Source organism: Microcystis sp. M53603_WE2 (assembly GCF_030065435.1).
Genome location: NZ_JASJFF010000253.1, coordinates 22926 through 44486, shown reverse-complemented (window position 1 = coordinate 44486; position 21561 = coordinate 22926). Strand labels below are relative to the sequence as shown.

Here is a 21561-nt window from a genome sequence, read left to right as displayed (position 1 = left end):
TTGCATAACACAAACCGAAGAGCCTTTATTGTAAACCAATCTTACACAGCCCAAAGTGCGCCGCAATAGCGACTCTTGTTCGGGTGTGGGGTAAAATCGAAACGAATAGGCTTTTTCCATGTCTCACATTCTAGCATATATTTCGTAAATGTTCTAATATTTAACAGTAAAGCCGTCGTAGAACGACGGGGTTTCAGACCCAAATTTTCGATGACTGCGATAATCATACCGTTACTGCGGTTTAGCACTCTGTGTAAGGTTTTTACGACCTAAGAGTAGATATACGGAAGGAACAAAATATAACGCTATTAAAGTGGCGCCACCTAACCCACCAACAATACTAATCGCAAGAGGTGGCCAAAAACCACTGGGATCAAATAATAAAGGGATAAACCCGATAATCGTGGTTAAGGTGGTTGCTACCACATGACGAGTAGCTCGCATAACCACATTTCGAGTTGCTCGACGTGAACCAAGGCTGGCTTGAGCATCATGACGCAAAGCGTCAAGAATTACGATTGAATCATTAACACAGATTCCTAACAGTCCAATGATCCCTAAAATCGCTGTAAACCCAAAAGGATAATTAAACAAGGCCAATGATCCTAAGCCTAGTCCTAAGGATAAAATCGCAACAAGAATAATAATACTTGCCATACGGAAAGAATTAAAAGTGAGGACTAAACTGGCCACCATAACGATCGCTAAAACCCCAAGAGTTGCAATCAAATTACTTAAAGCATCCTGACGTTCTCCTTGTTCTCCGCCAAAATCCCATGAATAACCATAGGGTAACTGAAAATTACTCATTTCTAATCGTTTTTCAAACTCAGAGAGTACTTGTTCCGGTAATACACCAGCCGGAATAAAACCCTGTATGGTATTCATCCTTTGGCCATTACGACGTGAAATAGCAACAATATCGGGGACAATTTCCACATTTCCCACCGCTGATAAGGGAACAATTGTCGATGAAGTTGCAGAATTTCCTGAAGATAAGAGGTTTAATGAGCTAATTTCAGCTAGATTGCTCCGTTGACTATTAGAAGTCCGAACTCTCACAGGTAGTTCTTTTGTTCCTTCTAAAATCGAGCCTCCGACTGTTCCCTCTAAACTGGTGTCTAATTGACGAGCAACGGCTCTTTTATCTAACCCTGCTAAACGTAGCTTTTCTTCATTAAGATTGACAGCTAATTTGGGCAAACTTTCGCTTAAAGTGGCGCGAGTATGGATAATATCAGGGGTTTTAGCTAATTCGGCGCGAACTTGATCGCCTAAAGCCTGTAATTGGGCTAAATCTGACCCATATAAGCGTAATTCAATCGGTGCATCAAAAGGAGGACCCTGTTCTAATTGTCGGACAATAATTTGCGCTTGGGGAAAGGCTTGATCTAATTCTTGCTGTAAGGTGCGAATTAACGCACCCGACTTGACGTTTTTCTGAAGTTGAACAATTCCTTGAGCATAATTAGGAGATTGTTCTCGATTTTGTAAGACATTGTAGTAAAAAGAGGGCGCACTTTTCCCAATAAACCATTGAACGTCTTGAATTTCAGGATGCTGTAAGATTAACTTTCGGGCTTGCATCACTTGAGACTGGGTTTCGGGTAAAGACGCACTGATGGGTAATTCAAAGGTTAAATGAAATTGTTCGCGATCGGTGGGGGGAAAAAACTGTTGTTGTAGGGTAGGAAAGCTCATAAAACCCCATAAGGGAAGAATAAGAATAAGGGCGATCGCTAATAAGGGACGTTGAAAAGTGCGATCTAAACTCCACTTATAAAGATAGGTTAAACGAGAATGGGTAAATCCGCTTTGCCACCAATATCCATTTGTGGGGGTTGGTTGCCAATGATGTAATCTTCCCGCTAAGGCAGGAATCACGGTGACAGATAGAATAAACGAGCTAATTAGGGCTAAAATTACGGTTACTCCAATCGTTCCCGTAAATTCTCCAGTTGCTCCTGAAGCGGTAGCAATGGGCAAAAAAGCGATAACACTGGTAAAGGTAGAAGCGAGTAAGGGAATAAAAATATGATGTACGGTAGTAGCAACGGCTTTGAGCGGTGATATACCTTCTTCTTCTTTTAAAGCCATTTGCACCTCATCAACCACAATAATCGCATTATCAATTAATAATCCCAAAGCGATAATTAACCCTGTCACCGAAATTTGATGTAGGGGAATGCCTAACACCTTCATACTGCCAAAAACCATCAAAACTGATAAAGGAAGGGATGTTCCCACGATTAAAGATGATTTCCAGCCCATGATCACAAAGGTGATCCCAAAAACTAAGACAGCCCCCATGATCAGGTTTGATAAAACCGAGTCCAGTTGTTGCTGCACATAACGACTTTGATTAAAGATAATGTGTAGGCCAATTCCTTGAGGAAGGTTTTTTTCAAATCTTTCTAACTTAGCCTTGGCGACTGTCATCCAAGAATCTAAGCGTCTATCAGATTCCACAAAAGCAGTAATTGCGATCGCCCGTTTTCCCTTAATCATCGCGACTTCTCTGGGCGGATCTTCAATTCCTTTACTAATATTTGCAATATCACCTAATCGCACTACTTGACTAGACGAACCTGATTTAATTGATAAACGATTTAAACGGTCTAAAGAATCTAATTCTCCTTCAATTTCCAGCAATAAGTTACTTTGTTCGCTTCGTAATTGGCCGGCAGCAACTTTGGCATCACTTTCTAAGATTTGTTGAGATAGGGACTGTATGGTTAATCCTAAATGGGTTAATTGTTGGGGAGCAACTTCAACTCGAATTTCCTCCGTAGGATTGCCAAATAATTCAACTTTTTCTGTTCCTTCAATTAACCGTAAATCATCTTCTAATTCTTGCGCCCAACGGCTCAAAATGCCATAATTCGGAGGGCTTGATAATTGCCAAGTTAAAGCAACAATTAAGGCGTTGGCTTTGGGTTTTGATTCTTCAAATTCAGGGAGAGAAGTTCCCGATGGTAATTGAGAAACAGCATCATTGACTTTATCACGAATTTGTGACCAAACGGGATCAACATCGGTAATTTGGTCATTTAATTCAATGGTAATGCTGGAGAAGCCAAGCTGAGAGGTAGAATCAATATTTTGAATTTCTTCGACTTCTAGTAAAGCTTGTTCTAATTTATCAGTAACTAGCGTTTCTACTCGTTCAGGGGTTGCGCCTGGAAATTGGGTGTTAATGACCGCAAAACGAGGGGTTAATTCGGGATCTTCCATACGAGGTAAACTGAAAAAGGAAGATAAGCCCCAAACGGCGATCGCCAAAATAGTTAAAACTAATAATCGGACGTTTTTATAAAAGATGGAAGACATAGGAGAATGATGAATTAAGAATTGAGAATTATGAAGTTCGGGGGAGAAAGTAATAAGTAATAAGTAGGGTTTGCGGCAAAAAGTTTTTCCTGGGGGCAGGGTGTGGGGTGTAGGGTGTGGGGTGTAGGGTTTTACCCATTTTCAGGTGGTCAATTACCTAATTTTCAGGGAAAAAGTCCAGGAATTTTCTCCGCGATCACTCCCAGATCTGGTACTTTTTGATTTCCCAAAAGTCTAAAAGTCTTACCCAACAAGGTTTTTAGATTTATTCAGCAAACCCTAAGTAGGGAGGCACAATTATTTGTCGGATGGGTTAGCGGTAGCGTAACATAATCGGGCGTTGGGTTTCATGCTTCAACCCAACCTACGTTCTGCTCACTGTTTACTGTTTACTGATTTTTACCTTTTGCCCCGAAATAATGCGATTTGTGCCATTAGTAATCACTTTTTCGGTTCCGTCTAATGTTCCTCGCACGAGAACTCGCTCCCCATCGGTGTATAAAACCTCCACATCCCGACGTTCTACGACAAATCCTTGGGCTGCATTCCCATCTCCTAGGACATAAATCGACCATAATCCTCGAATTCCCTTAACAAGAGCGGTACTAGGTAGCCAATAACCCGAAGTATTAATGTTTTGTTGCCATTTCCAGGTGACAATTTGTCCAGTGGTTAGCAGCGGTGAGGTAGCCTCGCCGCTACTTCCTGCTCCTTTAACTTGAAAAACCACCGTCACGGTACGACTGGCAGCATCTAGTTCAGGTAAAATTGCCTTAACGGTCGCTGAATAAGATTTTTGGTCAATTTTTAGGGTTTGTGATTGTCCGATCTTAATCTCAGAAGTCAGGGACGTAGGAACACCAATATGGGCTTTAACGCCGTCTAATTGTACCAAACGCACCACCCCTTGACCCGCTTGTACCGCCGTTCCTTGATCGAGATAACGTTTTTGAATTTTGCCCGAAAAAGGGGCTTTAAGAACGGTCTTTTCTAAATCAAGTTCAATACTAGCTAAACGACTATCTAGCTGTTTAATAGCTGCTTTTTGGGCTTCAATCACTTCCCTGCGAGTCCCTGCTAACAACTCATCCAGTTGACTTTGAGCCTGTTTAACCCTTGCTCGCTGTTGAGTTAAGATTTCAGGGCGTGTTCCTGCTAATAGCTCATCTAATTGGCTCTGGGCTTCATTAACCCTTGCCTGTTGACTATCCATATCTGTGACCACTTCGTCAAACTGTTCAAGAGAAATAGCCCCTTGCGTATAAAGATTCTGTCGTCGCTCCCGTTTACTACGAGCCAAAGCTAATTGTGCTTGCAGGGTTTTCAAACGCGCTTGGGCTGCCGCAATGGTTTCAGTGCGAGGTCCCACTTCCATCTCTTGTAGTTGAGCTTTTTCTTGAGCCAAATTTGCTTGGGCTGCGGCAATCGTTTCAGCACGAGAACCCGCCTCCATTTCCTTTAATTGTGCTAAAGCCTGTTGTTTTTGGGCTAATAAGTCTTGTGTTTGGGCGATTAATTGACGGTCATCTAAACGAGCAAGGGGCGTTCCTTGATTCACCCATTGTCCTTCTGTCACCAGCAGTTGAGTCATTGTTCCTCCTCGTTCAAACCCTAAATCACTGGTATTTTGAGCGACAATTTCCCCAGTGTAAGTTCGAGACTGTTGATAAGCATTGACCTGTACTAGCCGGTCAATTTCAACGGGGAGAAGATGTTCATTTTCGGCAACCGAAGGGGCGATTGGTTGAGTTGGTTGACTCATTGACCCAATCCCATAACCAACTCCTAACAATAAAAGTCCCCCAAGATACCATCGCCGAACCCCTTGGAAACGGCGTTTTGATTGTTTTTGAGGTTCAGAAGAGGTGGCAGTGATTTTTAGGGGATATTCCGACATAGGAGGTGACATAGGATGGTTATCTGGCATAAGTCTATTCATTAAAGAATTTAACGTGAAGACGGGGATGGGTCTCAGCTTATCTACAACTGCTGTCCTATTCTTTCCGAATTTTATTTTTCAAACGACACCCTACGGCAATAATGCCTAAACTCATTAAGCCAAGGGTAACAGAAGGTTCAGGAGTCGAAACAATTCTCAGTTGCAGGGGAAATTGAATAGAAACCACGGGATTTAATGGGCCAATTGAGGGATCGATAAAAACGTCATCTGGGACAACGGCGGCATCTTCACTGACTAATTGTACTTTATTAGAACCCACATCGACTAAGAAAGCATTGGCTAATCCGTCAAATTCTCCGAGCAGGCCAGCTACCTTAGAAACACTAAAGGGATCACTAATAATCGCTTCAGAGTCATCATCAGGAGCGGTGGTTGCGCCATATTCTAAGAATGAATAAATATCGCTATAACCAAAGCTAAGAATTTTAGTGTTGTCCAACAATAAAAAGCTTTCCACTTCCTTAGGATTAGCGGCATAAATGCGTTCTTCTAGAGAAGACGTAGGAGAGGAAAAATAGTTCTCTCCATTAATATCATTTCCTAAATTCCAACTCTTGGTAAAATCCCCGTTTTTAGGACCAAAACTAAACCCAATACGATCGACATTAATACTGTTATTGGTGAGGAAAGTCGCAAAGTTAGAAAATCCTGTAATATTATTTAACAATGTGGCGGCTCGGGTTGCTCCTAAAGGATTAACCAAATTTTCGGGACTAAAATCAATCCCCGCAGCATAATAGGGGGCTGGATTTCTGGGTGAATTTAAAGCGGTTTCAGTGTGACCGGCGCCATAGCCCACAAATCCTTGAGGAGTCGGGTCTGTTCGTTTTCCAAATAACCGCAAACAGTTATTAGAAGCAATAGGCCGAGTTGCAATAAATTGGATGGAACTAAAATCAAATAAATCACCTGTTTCACAACTAGCAGCACGAGTGGGAAGGGGAGCTAATAAAGTGGCTGTTCCAGCGGTAGTTAGCCCAAGCAATAAAGCAAAATGACGCATAGACATGAGTTTTTTCCTAATTCAAAATAGAGAGATTATGAAAAACCTTTTGTGGTTTTTGCTGATCAGCATACTTCTAAATTGCTGAAGATTAGAGATTTAGATAGATTAATTTTAGATTTGATGATTAAGTTTTTTTAAGTTCAATCTATCTAGACATCATCTAAGTAGGGAGGCACAATTATTTGTAGGATGGGTTAGCGGTAGCGTAACATAATCGGGCGTTGGGTTTCATGCTTCAACCCAACCTACGTTCATCTTATATTTAATTCCACCCACCCACTTATATCTAGTTTAAAATAGGAAAGTCCTCAGCAAAATGGAGAATCTTTGGCAGAAGACGACTTTGACTGCGATTAACAGCCCGAAGGTATCGACTAATGTGAATCTCTTTCTTCCTTTGGCTCTTCGGTTTGTGTTATGCAATGGACTGGGGTTATAAAAGATGGAACCCTTATATACAAGGGCATTTGGCGATTTTTCTCAATTGTTTTTGATCTAGAGCGAACTAATCAATTAAATCTCTTGCCAGATAAGGATTTAGTCGATTTATGCCCCCATATCGAACCATACCAAGTCCCGAAGAGCCCTTCCTTTAATCCGTTTCCCCGCATCATAACCCACCTCTTGATTAATCATCGTGGCGGTTTTGACCGATTGGCTGTCTAAAACTCCCGCGCTCGCCGCCGTTAGATGACCTTCCATCGTCCTGACGTAATCCCGGAGACAGTTATGGATTTTCAGCCATGTTCCGTCTTGAGTCCACTTTCTCAAGTAGTAGTAAGCTAAGACGCATCTTAACCGCCTATCCTTAGATTAGCTAAATCTCCCCTAATCCCTTTACTTTTGCCTCTTGCAAGAGTGCAAGAGTGCAAGAGTGCCTCATCTCAACAAGCAATTTAAATGCGCGGGCAGCTTATACTGTCCCGTCAGGCGGGTAGTCCTGGGGCAGCCACCGCCACGCGCATTACCTACAGAGGACGTAAAATAGGGCGTTGATGACACCGATGCAAAAGTTAGTTCGGGTCTAGGTTTTAAGAAATTCCGCCCAAGAAGATTCATATCTCAAATCAGCAACGCCTTGCATGACTACTTACTATAATTTGAAGTGCGGAATGTGGGTTTTAAAAATTTGCGGAAAGACGCATCTCCGCTTGTAGATCAAAGACAAGCTCAATACAACACTTTCCGAGACGGAACATCCCATGCAATCACCGAAAGGCTTACTGTATAAGCACTTCAACCCTAGTAGTTGTACTTGAGCGATCAGCCAAGTGCTGTAATTTCCTTATCAAGAATTAAGAAGATCAGGAAATCAGTTTTGTCTGTGATGGAGTGAAAACCATCTTTTGTCAAAAAATTATCTATTTTGAAAATTATAGGAACAGTCTCATGCTTTTAACTCCAAACTGTAACCCTCTTAACTCCCTTAACTTCTCTCATTCTACGACTAACTTTCTTAATTCCGTCCCTCAGCAAGAAATAGCTGAATCCATATCTGTTATTCAATATTTAATCAATCAAATCCCTGAATCTGTATTGTGGATCGATTCCCAAGGACGGATTAAGCATTACAATGATGCGGCTTGTGCTTTATTGGGATATTCCAGAGAACAGTTATCTAATTTGACTATAGAAGAAGCTGCTCAAGATTTTTTAAACTCAGATTGGTCTAGATACTGGAAATTAATTCAACGTCGAGGTTTTGGACGTTTGATCACACACCATCCTTATTATGGGGATCATCAATCCCTCGATATTACGGTTAACCTTCTCAAATATGGAGATCAAGATTATATAAGCATAGTAGCTCGTTCCTTAAATTTTCTAGAATCTGAAAAAGATGGCTACGCTTGCAGAATTCATCCTTCTGTTAACTCAAAACAAGCTCCTCAATCGTTGATACAGCCTTCTTCTACCCCGCAACCGAATTTCTTTGATTCTTTGGCTTCTTTCTACCCTAATAGTTCTCAATTAAAACCCGTTTTTGAGTTTATTGAGGCAAATTATAGTCAACCGATTACCCTCAATGATGTGGCTGGAGCGGCTGGTTATTCTCCTGCTTATTTAACCAATTTAGTTAAGCGTCGCACCGACAAAACGATTATTCATTGGATTGTGGAACGAAGAATGCTAGAAGCCCGATCCTTGTTACTGAAAACCCATGAGTCAATTACCAAAATTGCCGCCACCGTTGGGTTTACTGACCCCTATTATTTTTCCCGTCGCTTTAGTCAGTTACATAAAGTATCTCCTAAACGTTGGCGAGAAAAATATCAAACTCAAGTAGCTTAAATGATGGCTGAGTTTTAGGTTTTAGGTTCTAAGTATTTAAACTTTACACCTTACATAATCATGATTGAGGTGGGCAATGCCCACCTTAGTAGTGCTTAAATTATCCCTGTTTGATGGCAGAAAGATAAGGAGATTGACGAGAGAGTGAAAGGGTAATACCTAGTTGGGATAAATCAACCATTTTATCTTTTAGGATAAACCCTAAGCCATATTTTTCTACCACAGGAAGCGGTAATTTGGCGGCATGACTATAAACCACTCTAACGGTATCTTTGCTTCCTTTATTGGGTAAATTATTAGGTTTTTTTTGAACAGATTCACCTAAAAACTGGAGAGAGCTACAGGTTTTATTTGCTTGTTGGGCAATGTGGAGAAATTCAGAAATTGCTTGCTCTAATTCCTGTGTCAAGGCATTAATCTTCTCACCAACTTCCAACAGTTGATACTCCTGTTTAGATAACAGTTTTTCTAGCTTATCTTGCAGTTCTGTTTCAAGCTGTACAACGGCTGAAGTTAATAATTCTTGGAGCATTTGCGGAGATTTATGAGCGGTTTCAATCGGTTGAGTAGTGGAATAAATCTCTGTAACAGATGGGTTAAGAACATGAGTCTCTATCATAATTTTTACCTAGTAACTAGCAACTTAACTTTGTTACCTTTTATTGTAAGAAAAAAGGAGTTGAAATTTAATGGATAATATTTTGTATTGTCTGCTAGGTTTTTCGATTATATTTATATGGTAAAAATGTACTAAACTTGACCATAAAAAATAGGAATAAAAAAAATCCAGTTTTGGCGAAAAATAAAACATGGCTGATCAATGGATAGAGGAATAAACTAGGAATATAAGTTAAGCAATCTTAGTTTGCTAAAACACTTTTTTCACGTTAAAGGAACTTAACCCATGATGACAACTGTTCAATCTCCTTCTACCGTTGAAGACATTCAAAACTGGCTCGTTGATCAGTTTGCTCAACAACTCGATGTTGACCTTGATGACATTGATATTGAAGAACCTTTTGATAATTATGAACTCGACTCACGAAAAGCGTTAGTTTTATTAGGACGCTTAGAAAAATGGCTCGGAAAGGAATTAAATCCTGTGGTCATTTTTAACTATCCCACCATTGCTGAATTAGCAACCCGATTAGGGGAATTATATCTTTAACTTTTTCTTGTATTCTTTCTTATTCACTCTCTTCCTCATCACATTTTAGGAGAATTTCACCAATGGTTGCTACTAACACTAATGAGTATGATGTTGTGATTATGGGAGCAGGTTTCGCCGGGGTCTGTCAAGCAAGACACTTACTTCTAAATGTTCCCAACATTAAAATTGCACTCATCGATCCTCGTCCAGAAGAAAGAACTAATAAAGACCTCAAAATTGGCGAATCAATGGTGGAAATTGCCACCCTATTTGTTTGCAAAGAATTGGGGTTATATGAGTATATGATCGAAAATCATCCCCCTAAATATGCTCTTAATTTTCATTGGGCAAAAGATGCATATAAAACTGACACCATTGATGATTATTATCATATTTGGGCGAATCGACAATTTCCCCTTGGCACGTTTCAAATGAACCGGGCAAAATTTGAACGGGATCTCCTAAAAATGAATAAAGCGATGGGAGCAACTTTTTATCAAGGTCGAGTTGTAGATGTTGATTTAACCTCAAAAGATGAACTCAAAACCGTTATCGCTAAAGTCGAAAATGAACAGATAACTCTCAAAGCAAAGCCCGTTATTGATGCCGCAGGACGGAAGTTTATTATTGGTCAAAAAACCGATAATCTCCTATTTGGAGCAGATAATCTTTTTGGACTTGATACCGGTTCTGTTTGGGTTAGAGTTAACAATATTGATCGCACCATTTTTCACGATGGTTATGATCCTTATGGTACAACTTGTAGCCATTACTATGCAACCAATCATTGGTTCGGTCATGGTCATTGGTTATGGATGATTCCTACCGAGAAGGATAGTCAAGAAATTTCCATTGGCATTGCTTATCATCGTTCAGCGATCGCTGATTATCAAATTAACACAAAAGAGAAATTTTATGATTTCTTAAAAGCCAATCATGAAATTCTCTATCGTTTAGTGACCAGTGGTGAAAATATTGATTTCCACTATTTGCCGCGGCCAGCCCATACCAGCAAAACCATGTTTTCAGCCGATAATTGGTATGTAATTGGAGATGCCGCTTGTATTTTTGATCCTTTTTATTCTTTGGGATCTAGCATGATTTCCTATCAAATTGAATGTACGACAGAAATTATTCGCAGTAAATTAGCAGGAGAAGCTATTGGCGAGAAAAAACAAGCGGCGTACAATGATTTTATCCTAACTTACACGCGGTTTAATAACCATCTAATCAAACATCATGATCAACAGTTAGGAGATGCCAGTATTATGAGTTGGCGCATCTATCATGATTATATCTGGTGGTTTGGTGTCCAAGTTCCTATGTACACAGGAAAATGGTTTCTAGACTTGGATTTTCTAGCACGATATACCCTTGGCTTAAAAGAACATCAAACAGGATATTGTGAACATCTTTATCAACAATTTAATGAAGTCATTAAACAAGGAAAAAATTTAGGTTTTATGGATTGTTATCGAGGCGATCAACTTTGGGGAGATTATCATACTCTTCAACATTTTGATAACTTTGTCGAAAATAGCAAACTTGAACCCAAACGGTCTAATGTCTTTGCATCTATGAAATGGACAAATTTCTACACAGCAATTTGGTATGCTAAATTTCTCTGGAAAGGTTTTGGGTGGCGTGGCTTTTTAAATGGGAAAAATCTTTACTATTTGGCCGAACATTTTGTTCATATGCTGCAAGCAATGATCGGTGAAATGTTTTATAAACATTTTACTAAAGGGATTCCTGATAATAGCCAAATTGAACAAATGCGTCAAGAATTTACCAACTATCGTTATCGTCCTCAACTGAATTCTTGGCTAAAAGAAGAAGTGAAAAGATCGCCCGAAAAAATGCCTATTGGTGTCTAAATTTGGGTTAATCACTTAGGCATAGCTAAAAGATAACATCAAAAATCACAAGATAGCATCTTTTACCTTTAACCCTACGCAATTACTGTCTATTAATTACGGATATCTCAACTATGAAACCTATTGCAATTATTGGGATTGGCTGTCGTTTTCCTAAAGCCAATAATCCTCATGAGTTCTGGCAATTATTATCAAATGGAATTGACGGAATCACCGAAATTCCTAAGGAGCGCTGGAATATTAATGAATATTATGATGAGAATCCTGAAACACAGGGAAAAATGAATTCTCGTCATGGGGGATTTTTATCGCAAGTTGATGGGTTTGATCCTAATTTTTTCGGGATTTCTCCTAGAGAAGCCTTATTAATGGACCCTCAGCAACGCTTACTCTTAGAAGTAGCTTGGGAAACCATTGAAGATGCAGGAATAACACGGGAACAATTAGCAGGATCGAAAACAGGTGTATTTGTGGGAATTGCCACAAACGATTATAGTCGCATTCATGCAGGATATAGCCACCAACCTCAAGGCTATGATTTAACAGGAAACTGCACAAATATCGCAGCCGGTCGTCTTTCCTATCTTTTTAACTTAAAAGGTCCTAGTTTAGCGGTAGATACGGCTTGTTCTTCCTCTTTGGTCGCAGTGCATCTCGCTTGTCAAAGTTTATGGAATGATGAGTCTTCAATGGCGATCGCAGCAGGGGTTAACCTGATTTTATCCCCTATTGGTAATATTGCGTTAAGCAAATTGAAAGCCTTGTCTCCTGATGGACGTTGCAAAACCTTTGATGAAAGCGCCAATGGATATGTGCGAAGTGAGGGAGTCGGTTGTATTATTCTCAAACCGTTGGCTCAAGCGATCGCAGATAAGGATTCCATTTATGCGTTAATTAGAGGAACTGCTATTAATCATGATGGACGCAGCAAGGGGTTAACGGTTCCCTATGGACCGGCACAAGAAAGCTTGATTCGATCAGCCTTGAAAAATGCCGAAATTGAGCCAAAAGAGCTTAATTATGTGGAATTACACGGGACGGGAACATCTTTAGGCGATCCCATCGAAGCGATGGCCTTGGGAGCTGTGTTAGAAGAAGGACGAGACAAGGATAATCCTTGTTTGGTGGGATCGGTAAAAAGTAATATAGGACATCTCGAAGCAGCGGCAGGAATTGCCAGTGTGATTAAGATGGCACTTTCCCTGAAAAACAAGCAAATTCCGCCCAGTCTGCATTTTAACAAGCCGAATCCTTATATTCCCTTTGATAAGTTACCCCTTAAGCTTCAATCATCTTTAATTACCTGGCCACAACAGGAAACAACCGCCAAGGTGGGAATTAGTTCTTTTGGATTTTCGGGAACAAACGCTCATCTTATCTTGGAAGAAGCTAATTTATCTCACCAAGAACCAATTTCCTTAACTTTCCCTCATTTACTTCCTTTATCTGCCCATAGTCAAGAAGCGGTTAGAGATTTAGCTCAAAATTATGAAGATTTCCTGAAAGATCAAGCTTTAACCGCTGAATTTGTCCAGAATCTTTGTTATAGTGCTAGTTTAAGACGGACTCATCATGCTCATCGTCAGGCAGTTCTGGTTCATTCTCCTGAAGAATTATTGAAGGGTTTAAAAGAGTTAGAAACGATTGATTTATCGACTCAATCTAAGCCTTCAAAACGTAAAACCAACATTGCTTTTGTCTTTTCTGGCCAAGGACCTCAATGGTGGGCAATGGGACGGGAATTATTAGCAACAGAACCGGTTTTTCGCTCTGTTATTAAACAATGTGATACTTTGATTCAAAAGTATGCTAACTGGTCATTATTAGCGGAATTTAATGCGTCTGAAGCTCAATCTCGTTTACAAGAAACAGAAGTTTCTCAACCTGCTTTATTCGCTTTACAAGTTGGATTAGCTAAATTATGGCAATCTTGGGGGATTAATCCTAAATCTGTGGTTGGTCACAGCTTGGGAGAAGTTGCAGCCGCCCATTTTGCGGGAATTCTAACTCTTGAGGAAGCCATTCATTTGATTTGTCAGCGCGGACAGTTGATGCAGCAAGCAACAGGAAATGGAAAAATGCTTGCGATTGAATTACCTGTTAATGAGGTAGAAAATTTAATGGCTGCTTGGGAAAATAAATTAGAAATTGCTGCCATTAATAGTCCTTATTCAACGGTTGTATCTGGGGAGTCTCAATCGCTCGATCAATTAATTGCTGAATTGTCCCAAAACCATCCTCATATTTTCTACAAAGAACTCCCTGTTAATTATGCTTTTCATAGTCAACAAATGACTACTTTTGCGGATAAGTTAGTGAAAAAATTAGGAGAGCTTAAGCCTCAAAAAAGCACCATACCAATTTTCTCAACCGTAACAGGTGATCAACAAGAGGGGACATTATTTAATGCCGCTTATTGGGGACAAAATATGCGTCAGACGGTACGTTTTAACCCTGCGATTGAAGCAATGATTAAATCTCGTCATACTATCTTTGTTGAAATCAGCCCCCATCCTGTTTTATTGGGATATATTAAAAGTACCTTGCGAGAACAAGATACTGAGGGATTTGTTTTACCCTCTCTAAGACGAGAACATTCTGAACGGGGAACGCTATTAAATTCTTTAGGAAAGCTCTACACTTGGGGACAGTCGATTAATTGGGAAAAATTATATCCCGAAAATTGTCAGTTTGTTAAGTTACCGCTTTATCCTTGGCAACATGAATCTTATTGGGTAAGTGATGCTAAACCTCAATTTAAGTCTGTTTCTTCTGCTTCTAGTTTACTTAATTTATTAGTTGAAGGCAAAACTGAACAACTAACAGAACAGTTAAATCAAAGTGATCAATTATCACCTGAAGTCAAGCAGTTTTTACCACAATTATTACAGTTATTTGTTGGGGAAGATGCAACAATAACAGGCAAAATGCCTATCCTACAGGATGTGAGTAAAAACTGTTATCAAGTGGAATGGCAACTCAGTCCTTTAAACTTAAAAAATAAGCCTTCTCAAGGAGAACGGTGGTTAATTTTTAATGATAATCAAGGAGTTGGTAAAGCCTTAGCAACAACGCTAAATGATGCTTATATTTTGGTGTCTTCTGGTCAAACTTATCAGAAGTTGGTGTCAGGTCATTATCAAATTAATCCTAATAATGTTAAGGATTTTCAACGGTTGTTACAAGAGCTAACTGAACCGATCACCAAAGTGGTCTATTTATGGGGGTTAGACAGCGATATTAACTCCCAACCCTCTCAAACTCGTTCTTATGCCAGTTTATTGTATCTAACACAAGCTTTAGCTGAATGTAAAACTAAAGAACCCCCTAAACTTTGGGTCATAACACAACAAGCACAACCGGTGAATGATGCTGTTAAACCGCTTAAAATAGCACAAACGTCCTTATGGGGAATGGGTCAAGTCATTGCCCTTGAATATCCTAATTTATGGGGAGGATTGATTGATTTAGAAGAAAAACAACCATCGTCTCAAGCAATTATTGCTGAAATAACAGAAAATCTAGGAGAAGATCGCATCGCTTTTCGGGATCATCAACGATATGTTGCCCGTTTAGTACCTAATAAAGCAATAAAAAGCTCAAACATCAATTTTAAGAAGACAGAAGCCAGTTATCTCATTACTGGTGGCTTAGGCTCTTTAGGATTAAGTTTAGCAGATTGGTTAATTGAAAAAGGTGCAAATCATTTAATCTTAACCAGTCGGCGAGCCTTAGCTGACCATTCAACGGATAAACAGGTAAAAATCAAAGCTTTAGAGGATAAAGGGGCTACTATTCAAGTAATTGCCGCTGATGTCAGTGATTATCAACAAACCCGTCAACTTTTTCACCAAATTCAAGAAAATTGTCCTCCCTTACAGGGTATTATTCATGCGGCAGGGGTTTTAAGCGATCGCACCATTGACAAGATGGATTTCCATTGTTTTGAGAGCGTATTTAATCCTAAAGCAGCAGGGGCGTGGAATTTACACCAACTTTCTCAAGATTTATCCTTAGATTTCTTTGTTTGTTTCTCTTCCATATCTGCTTTAATCGGATCACGAGGTCAAATTCACTATGCCGCTGCCAACCATTTCTTAGATGGTTTAATGCACTACCGTCGAGAGTCTGGACTCACAGGGTTAAGCATTAACTGGGGACCTTGGGCTAAAGGGGGAATGGCCACGCAAGGCTATGAAGAAGGCTTAAAACGCCTGGGAATCAATCCATTACAACCTAATTTAGCCTTGGATACTTTAGATGCTCTAATCCATGGTAATGTTACTCAAACAATGGTAGCAGAGATTGATTGGTCTAAGTTTAAAACGATTGTTGCAGCAAAAGGACGGGTGGCTTTCTTAGAAGCGTTATTCAAGCAAGATCAGGATAATTTTGGGCAAACGGTCGAGAATTTCCCCCAAACCATCCAAAAAAACCCTCCTCACCGACGAGTCACCCTATTAACCACTCGTTTACAGCAAGAAGTAGCGCAAGTCTTAGGAATTCACGGAGATACTTTACCAGATACTGATCAAGGGTTCTTTGAGATGGGAATGGATTCTTTAATGTCCGTAGAACTGAAACATCGTCTAGAAGGCTTATTTTCTGTCTCTTTACCTTCCACCTTTGCTTTTGAGTATCCCACTATTGGTGATGTGGTGCAGTATTTTGTCCAAGAAGTATTTGCTTGGCAAGATAATTCAGAAAATTCTCAGATTTCTTCGGAAACCGAGTCAACGGACGTTGTAGTACTCCACCAAGCCCTTGCTGAATTGGAGTCGCTGTCAGAAGTAGAAACAGAAGCCCTAATGGAGCGAGAATTGGCGGAATTAGAAGCATTACTTTAACAGTTATCAGTTATCAGTTAAGTAGGTGGGTGGAATTAAATATAAAATGAACGTAGGTTGGGTTGAAGCATGAAACCCAACGCCCGCATGGGTTACGCTACCGCTAACCCATCCTACAAATAATTGTGCCTACCTACTTATCAGTTATCTGAATACCTAACACCTCACACCTAATATCTAAGGAGCATTTTAACATCATGGGTTCTCATCACCAGAAAACAGAATTAACGCCGTTACAAAAAGCAGTTATTGCGCTTAAAGAAGCTCGTAACAAGATTGAAGCCTTAGAACGGCAAAAAAATGAACCGATCGCTATTATTGGCATGGGGTGTCGTTTTCCGGGGGGTGCAAATAGTCCAGAGGCGTTTTGGGAGCTATTATCAAGGGGAAAAGAAGCAATTGTCCCTGTTCCTAGCCAAAGATGGGATGCTGAGGCTTATTATGACGAAAATCCCGATCTTCCTAACAAAACTTATGCTCGTTATGGTGGGTTTATTGACGCGGTAGATCAATTTGATCCGCAATTTTTCGGGATGACTCCCCGGGAGGCGATCGCACTAGACCCTCAACAACGATTATTATTAGAGGTAAGTTGGGAAGCGTTAGAAAATGCCGGAATTGCACCTCAGAAGCTGACAGGGACGCAAACAGGCGTATTTGTGGGCATTGGCTTGGATGATTACGCAAAACGGCAAATTAAGCAACAAATTCCCATTGATGCTTATACGGGATCAGGAAATGCGTTTTGTTTCGCTTCAGGTCGCTTATCCTATTTTTTAGGGCTACAAGGACCCAGTTTAGCCATTGATACCGCCTGTTCTACCTCTTTAGTCACGGTACATCTGGCTTGTCAAAGCTTACGCAATAGAGAGTCAAATTTAGCTTTAGCAGGGGGAGTTAGTTTAATGCTATCCCCGGAGGTGACGTTATATCTTTCTAAAACCCGCGCTTTGTCCCCTGATGGTCGTTGTAAAACCTTTGATAAAGATGCAAATGGCTATGTGAGAGGGGAAGGCTGTGGAATGGTGGTCTTAAAACGCTTTTCTGATGCTATAAGCGATGGAGACAACATTTTAGGCGTAATTAGAGGCTCGGCGGTCAATCAAGATGGCCCCAGTAGTGGTTTAACGGTTCCCAATGGATCAGCGCAAATGGCAGTTATTCGTCAAGCATTGGAGAATGCAAAAGTAAAACCCGAACAAATTAGCTATTTAGAAGCACACGGGACAGGAACAGCGTTAGGCGACCCTATTGAAGTACGGGGGATTAACAATGTACTATGCAAAGATCGTTCCACTGATAACCCCTTAATGGTGGGTTCAGTAAAAACGAATATCGGCCACCTAGAAATTGCAGCCGGGATGGCCAGCCTATTAAAAGTCATTTTATCCCTAAAAAATCAAGAAATTCCCCCCCATCTTCATTTTAAAGAACTTAATCCTGATTTAGCGGCTGCTGCAACCGCTCTCAAAATTCCTACCGCTTCTCTGCCTTGGCAGCGAACAGAAGAACCTAGAAGGGCCGGAATTAGTGCATTTGGATTAAGTGGCACAAATGCCCACATTATCATCGAAGAACCGCCTCAATTAAGCTTTAATCCTTCTGAAGTGGATCGTCCTGCTCATTTACTCACTCTATCAGCGAAAAGCGACGATGCTTTAGATGATTTAGCGCAAAAATGGGTCAACTATTTAGAGAAAAATCCTCAATTAAACCTAGCAGACTTAGCTTTTAGTGCCAACACGGGACGAGGACAATTTAACCATCGTCTGGCAATTTTGGCAAAATCAACCCTTGAAGCCAAGGACTCTTTAACAGCATTTACGCAAAAACAACCTTGTTTGAATGTTTTCAGCCAAGCAGTTGCAAAAAGTCGTCAAAATAAGATTGCTTTCTTGTTTACAGGACAAGGTTCTCAGTATGCAGACATGGGACGACAACTGTATGAAACTCAACCCACCTTTCGTCATGCCTTAGAGGAATGCGATCGCTTATTGCAACCTTACCTAGAAAAGTCCTTATTAGAGGTTTTATACAGTGATTCTAGCTTATTAGACCAAACTGCTTATACTCAACCCGCCCTATTCGCCATTGAATACGCATTATATAAATTATGGCAGTCTTGGGGCATTAAACCTGATGGGGTTTTAGGTCATAGTGTGGGGGAATATGTGTCCGCTTGTGTTGCAGGGGTTTATTCTCTCGAAGAGGGAATCAAGTTAATTGCCGAAAGAGGACGCTTAATGCAGTCTTTACCCCAAAAAGGCGCAATGGCGGCCATATTTGCCCCTATTGAAACAGTAAAATCTGTTATTTCTCCTTATGGGGATCAAGTTGAGATTGCCACTATCAATAGTTCGGAAAATATCGTTATTTCGGGTGACAAGGAAGCGATTAATCGGATTAAAGCGGATTTAGAATCACAAAGCATTGAAGTGCGTCTGCTTCAGGTATCTCATGCTTTTCATTCCGGGATGATGCAACCGATATTAGCAGAATTTAAAGTGATCGCTGCTAAAATTAGCTATAAAACACCCCAATTAGATTGGATTTCCACCGTCACAGGTGAAGAAATCAGCCAAGCAGTAACAGAGGACTATTGGTGTCAACAAGTGCGTCAATGCGTCCAATTTGCCCCAGCAATAGAAACCTTAGCCAGCCAAGGTTATAATCTATTTATTGAAATCGGCTCTCATCCGATTTTAACGAGATTGGGTCAAAAAACCTTAGCAAACCCTGATTATCTGTGGTTATCTTCCCTACAACGAGGACAGGATGATTGGCAAATTTTATTACAAAGTGTGGCAAAATTAGCCGTTTCTGGGGTTAATATTGATTGGAATGGCTTTGATAAAGATTATGCTCGTCTTCGTCTTCCTTTACCTACTTATGCTTTCCAAAAACAACCCTACTGGTTAACCGTAGGGGAGCCTAGTTTGCGCCCAACCCAAGGGACAGAAACCTTAGAAGGGCAAGACTTACACCAAAGCCAAGAAAGAGAAACTGTAGGGGTGCCAGACTTGCGCCCAACCCAAAAACAAAACGAAACCAAGGCTGAAAGCTTAGAAAGTCAATTAATTGCTTTAATAAGTCAAATTACGGGTTTAAATCCTCAGCAATTGAGTTTGAATGTTTCCTTAGAAGCAGATTTAGGGTTAGATTCTATTATGATGACCCAATTAATGAACGGGTTACTATCATTAATTCCTGAAGAGCAACGTAGTCAATTTAGTGAAACCTTTTCCCTACGCCATTTAATGCAAGTCTCCAATCTTCAGGAATTATTAACCATTCTTCAATCTCATACTTCATCCCCCAAACCTCAAATCTCTAACCCTAAACCACAAACCAAAAACCTGAAAACACAACCCTCGAATCTGGTTCCTATTCTCCATAGTCAAATTCCCTTGTTAATGAGTTATTGGAGTCTCAATTCTAATAGTTTATTTACTAAGGTTAAAATTGCAGGAGAATTTGACTTAAATATTGCTCAACAAGCATGGAAACTGTTAATTAATCGACATCCCATGTTACGGGCGCAATTTCAGATTCCAGAGGATGCCACCTGCTTTGCAGACTATCAATTAGAAGTGCTAGAAAACCCCATTCCTCCTGAAATTATTGTTAAAGATTTCACCACTTTAACTCCCGATGAACAAGGGGAGAAAATTGAAGAAGAAATCTATCATTGGTTAAACTATAACTGGTCTTTAACGCAATGGCCACTGCATGGATTTTCTGTGCTTAAATTATCCGATCAAATTCATCAATTATTTTTAGGGAATGAACACTTAATTTCAGATGGGTTAAGTAACCATGTCATGATGCGGGAATTCTTGGAAATTTACCGGGCTATAGTTGCTAAAGAAACGCCAAATCTTCCCCCTACATTGACTGTAGAAGATTATCGAAAACAGGTTCAATTAATGAACGATTGGCAAGATATTGAGGAAGATCGAGCCTTAGCAGAATACAATAATGCTGTGTCTGGAATGTCCTATCGTTGGCAACCTAAACAGCAGAAAAATGCTCAAAAATCTCCTCTCTTTTACAATCAAAAGTATCTACTTTCAGCAGAAACTACCTCTCAATTAATCGACAAAACCCGTCAATGGCGAGTCCCGATGAATGCACTATTATTAGGTGCATTTCTAAAAACTATGTCACAAATAGATTCAAAAGCTGAAAATATCGGAATTTCGATTCCCACCAGTGGACGAATTTACCCCGAAGTAGATGCAACAGGTGTGGTTAGTAGTTTTGCTCAAAATCTGGCATTAAGTTTTGCTAAACCTCAATCTGAGCAAGATTGGCCGACCTTTTTAAGCCAAATTCAGCAAACTGTACAACAACATATTGGCACCGGTTTAGATCGGGCGCAAACTCGTCAAATGGGAACAATTTTTCGAGACAATATTACCCTAGAAAAGGGTAAAATTCCCCCTCATAGTCTTTCTTTAATACAGGAGGCTTTAAAGTCTAATTTATACCTTCCTTATACGGGACAAACTCACCTGCAACCTCAGTATGATGCTTTATCAATTACTGACTATCAAGCAGGAGGAATGAACGCAACTGGAACAATTGATATTCTGCAAGAAATCTTTAATAATCGTCTTCATCTATTTGCAAGTTACGATTACCATCACTTTGACTTATTGCTAATAGATCAATTAATGACAGCCTATGTCAGCCAAATTGAAGAACTAGCCAATTTACCCGTGCAAGATCAAGTTATTATTTCTCATTCTTTCTCTATTTCTCTTAATACAGAGATTGAAGAAATGCTACGACAAATAACTTCCGAAATTTGTCATTGGACAATTGAAGAAGACGAAATAAGTGATGATTTGGAGGCAGATTTAGGACTAGATTCTTTAGAACGCATTCGCCTTGTTACCAAGCTAGAAGGGATTTATGGCAAACAATATCGCCAAGACCTTTTAAATTGTCGTACCTTGCAAGAAATGGCTGCTATTTTAGCCCCATCTCAACCTTCAATCCTCAACAGCTATCGGTAAAATACAGTCTGACAAATTAATATTAGGAAAAACAAAAATATGTCATTTCTACTTAGATAGGAATCCACAAATATTTAT

11 protein-coding genes are annotated in these 21561 nt (G+C 40.0%); 6 read left to right on the top strand and 5 right to left on the bottom strand.

Going from position 1 to position 21561, the window contains the following annotated elements; translation table 11 throughout:
• The 4 genes from PX481_RS05575 to PX481_RS05560 form a co-directional block, all read right to left on the bottom strand.
• Positions 1 to 120 (bottom strand): helix-turn-helix domain-containing protein (locus PX481_RS05575; RefSeq protein WP_288093930.1); only part of this gene is annotated, 120 nt, incomplete at its 3' end.
• Between the two features lie 111 nt (positions 121 to 231).
• On the bottom strand, positions 232 to 3330 hold the full coding sequence (locus PX481_RS05570) for an efflux RND transporter permease subunit (RefSeq protein ID WP_002761896.1): 3099 nt from the start codon (positions 3328 to 3330) through the stop codon (positions 232 to 234).
• 382 nt (positions 3331 to 3712) lie between these two features.
• Positions 3713 to 5239, bottom strand: a complete 1527-nt coding sequence (locus PX481_RS05565) for an efflux RND transporter periplasmic adaptor subunit (RefSeq protein ID WP_223213057.1) — start codon at positions 5237 to 5239, stop codon at positions 3713 to 3715.
• A gap of 85 nt (positions 5240 to 5324) precedes the next feature.
• A complete protein-coding gene (locus tag PX481_RS05560; protein ID WP_002761899.1) occupies positions 5325 to 6299 on the bottom strand; it encodes a hypothetical protein in 975 nt (324 codons plus the stop codon).
• 414 nt (positions 6300 to 6713) lie between these two features.
• Between PX481_RS05560 and PX481_RS05555 the strand changes: the two genes are divergently transcribed.
• Positions 6714 to 6962 (top strand): hypothetical protein, encoded by a 249-nt coding sequence (locus tag PX481_RS05555; protein WP_288024099.1) that lies wholly within the window; start codon positions 6714 to 6716, stop codon positions 6960 to 6962.
• Positions 6963 to 7685: 723 nt separating this feature from the next.
• The gene (locus tag PX481_RS05550) at positions 7686 to 8588 is read left to right on the top strand and encodes a helix-turn-helix domain-containing protein (RefSeq protein ID WP_288024096.1); all 903 of its coding nucleotides are present in this window, start codon (positions 7686 to 7688) and stop codon (positions 8586 to 8588) included.
• A 100-nt stretch (positions 8589 to 8688) separates the two neighbouring features.
• Here PX481_RS05550 and PX481_RS05545 read toward each other — a convergent pair whose 3' ends face one another.
• Positions 8689 to 9207, bottom strand: coding sequence for a hypothetical protein (locus tag PX481_RS05545; protein WP_002761905.1), 519 nt, complete (start codon positions 9205 to 9207; stop codon positions 8689 to 8691).
• A gap of 285 nt (positions 9208 to 9492) precedes the next feature.
• Here PX481_RS05545 and PX481_RS05540 point away from each other — a divergent pair, with 285 nt between their 5' ends.
• The 4 genes from PX481_RS05540 to PX481_RS05525 all read left to right on the top strand — a co-directional run bounded on the left by PX481_RS05540 (position 9493) and on the right by PX481_RS05525 (position 21483).
• The gene (locus PX481_RS05540) at positions 9493 to 9756 is read left to right on the top strand and encodes an acyl carrier protein (RefSeq protein WP_002761907.1); all 264 of its coding nucleotides are present in this window, start codon (positions 9493 to 9495) and stop codon (positions 9754 to 9756) included.
• 62 nt (positions 9757 to 9818) lie between these two features.
• Complete coding sequence (locus PX481_RS05535; RefSeq protein WP_002761909.1) at positions 9819 to 11615, top strand: NAD(P)/FAD-dependent oxidoreductase; 1797 nt, start codon at positions 9819 to 9821, stop codon at positions 11613 to 11615.
• A 113-nt stretch (positions 11616 to 11728) separates the two neighbouring features.
• Positions 11729 to 16462: a type I polyketide synthase gene (locus PX481_RS05530; protein WP_288093928.1), complete on the top strand. Its 4734-nt coding sequence runs from the start codon at positions 11729 to 11731 to the stop codon at positions 16460 to 16462.
• A 197-nt stretch (positions 16463 to 16659) separates the two neighbouring features.
• Positions 16660 to 21483, top strand: coding sequence for a type I polyketide synthase (locus tag PX481_RS05525; protein WP_002761913.1), 4824 nt, complete (start codon positions 16660 to 16662; stop codon positions 21481 to 21483).
• Positions 21484 to 21561 lie beyond the last annotated feature (78 nt).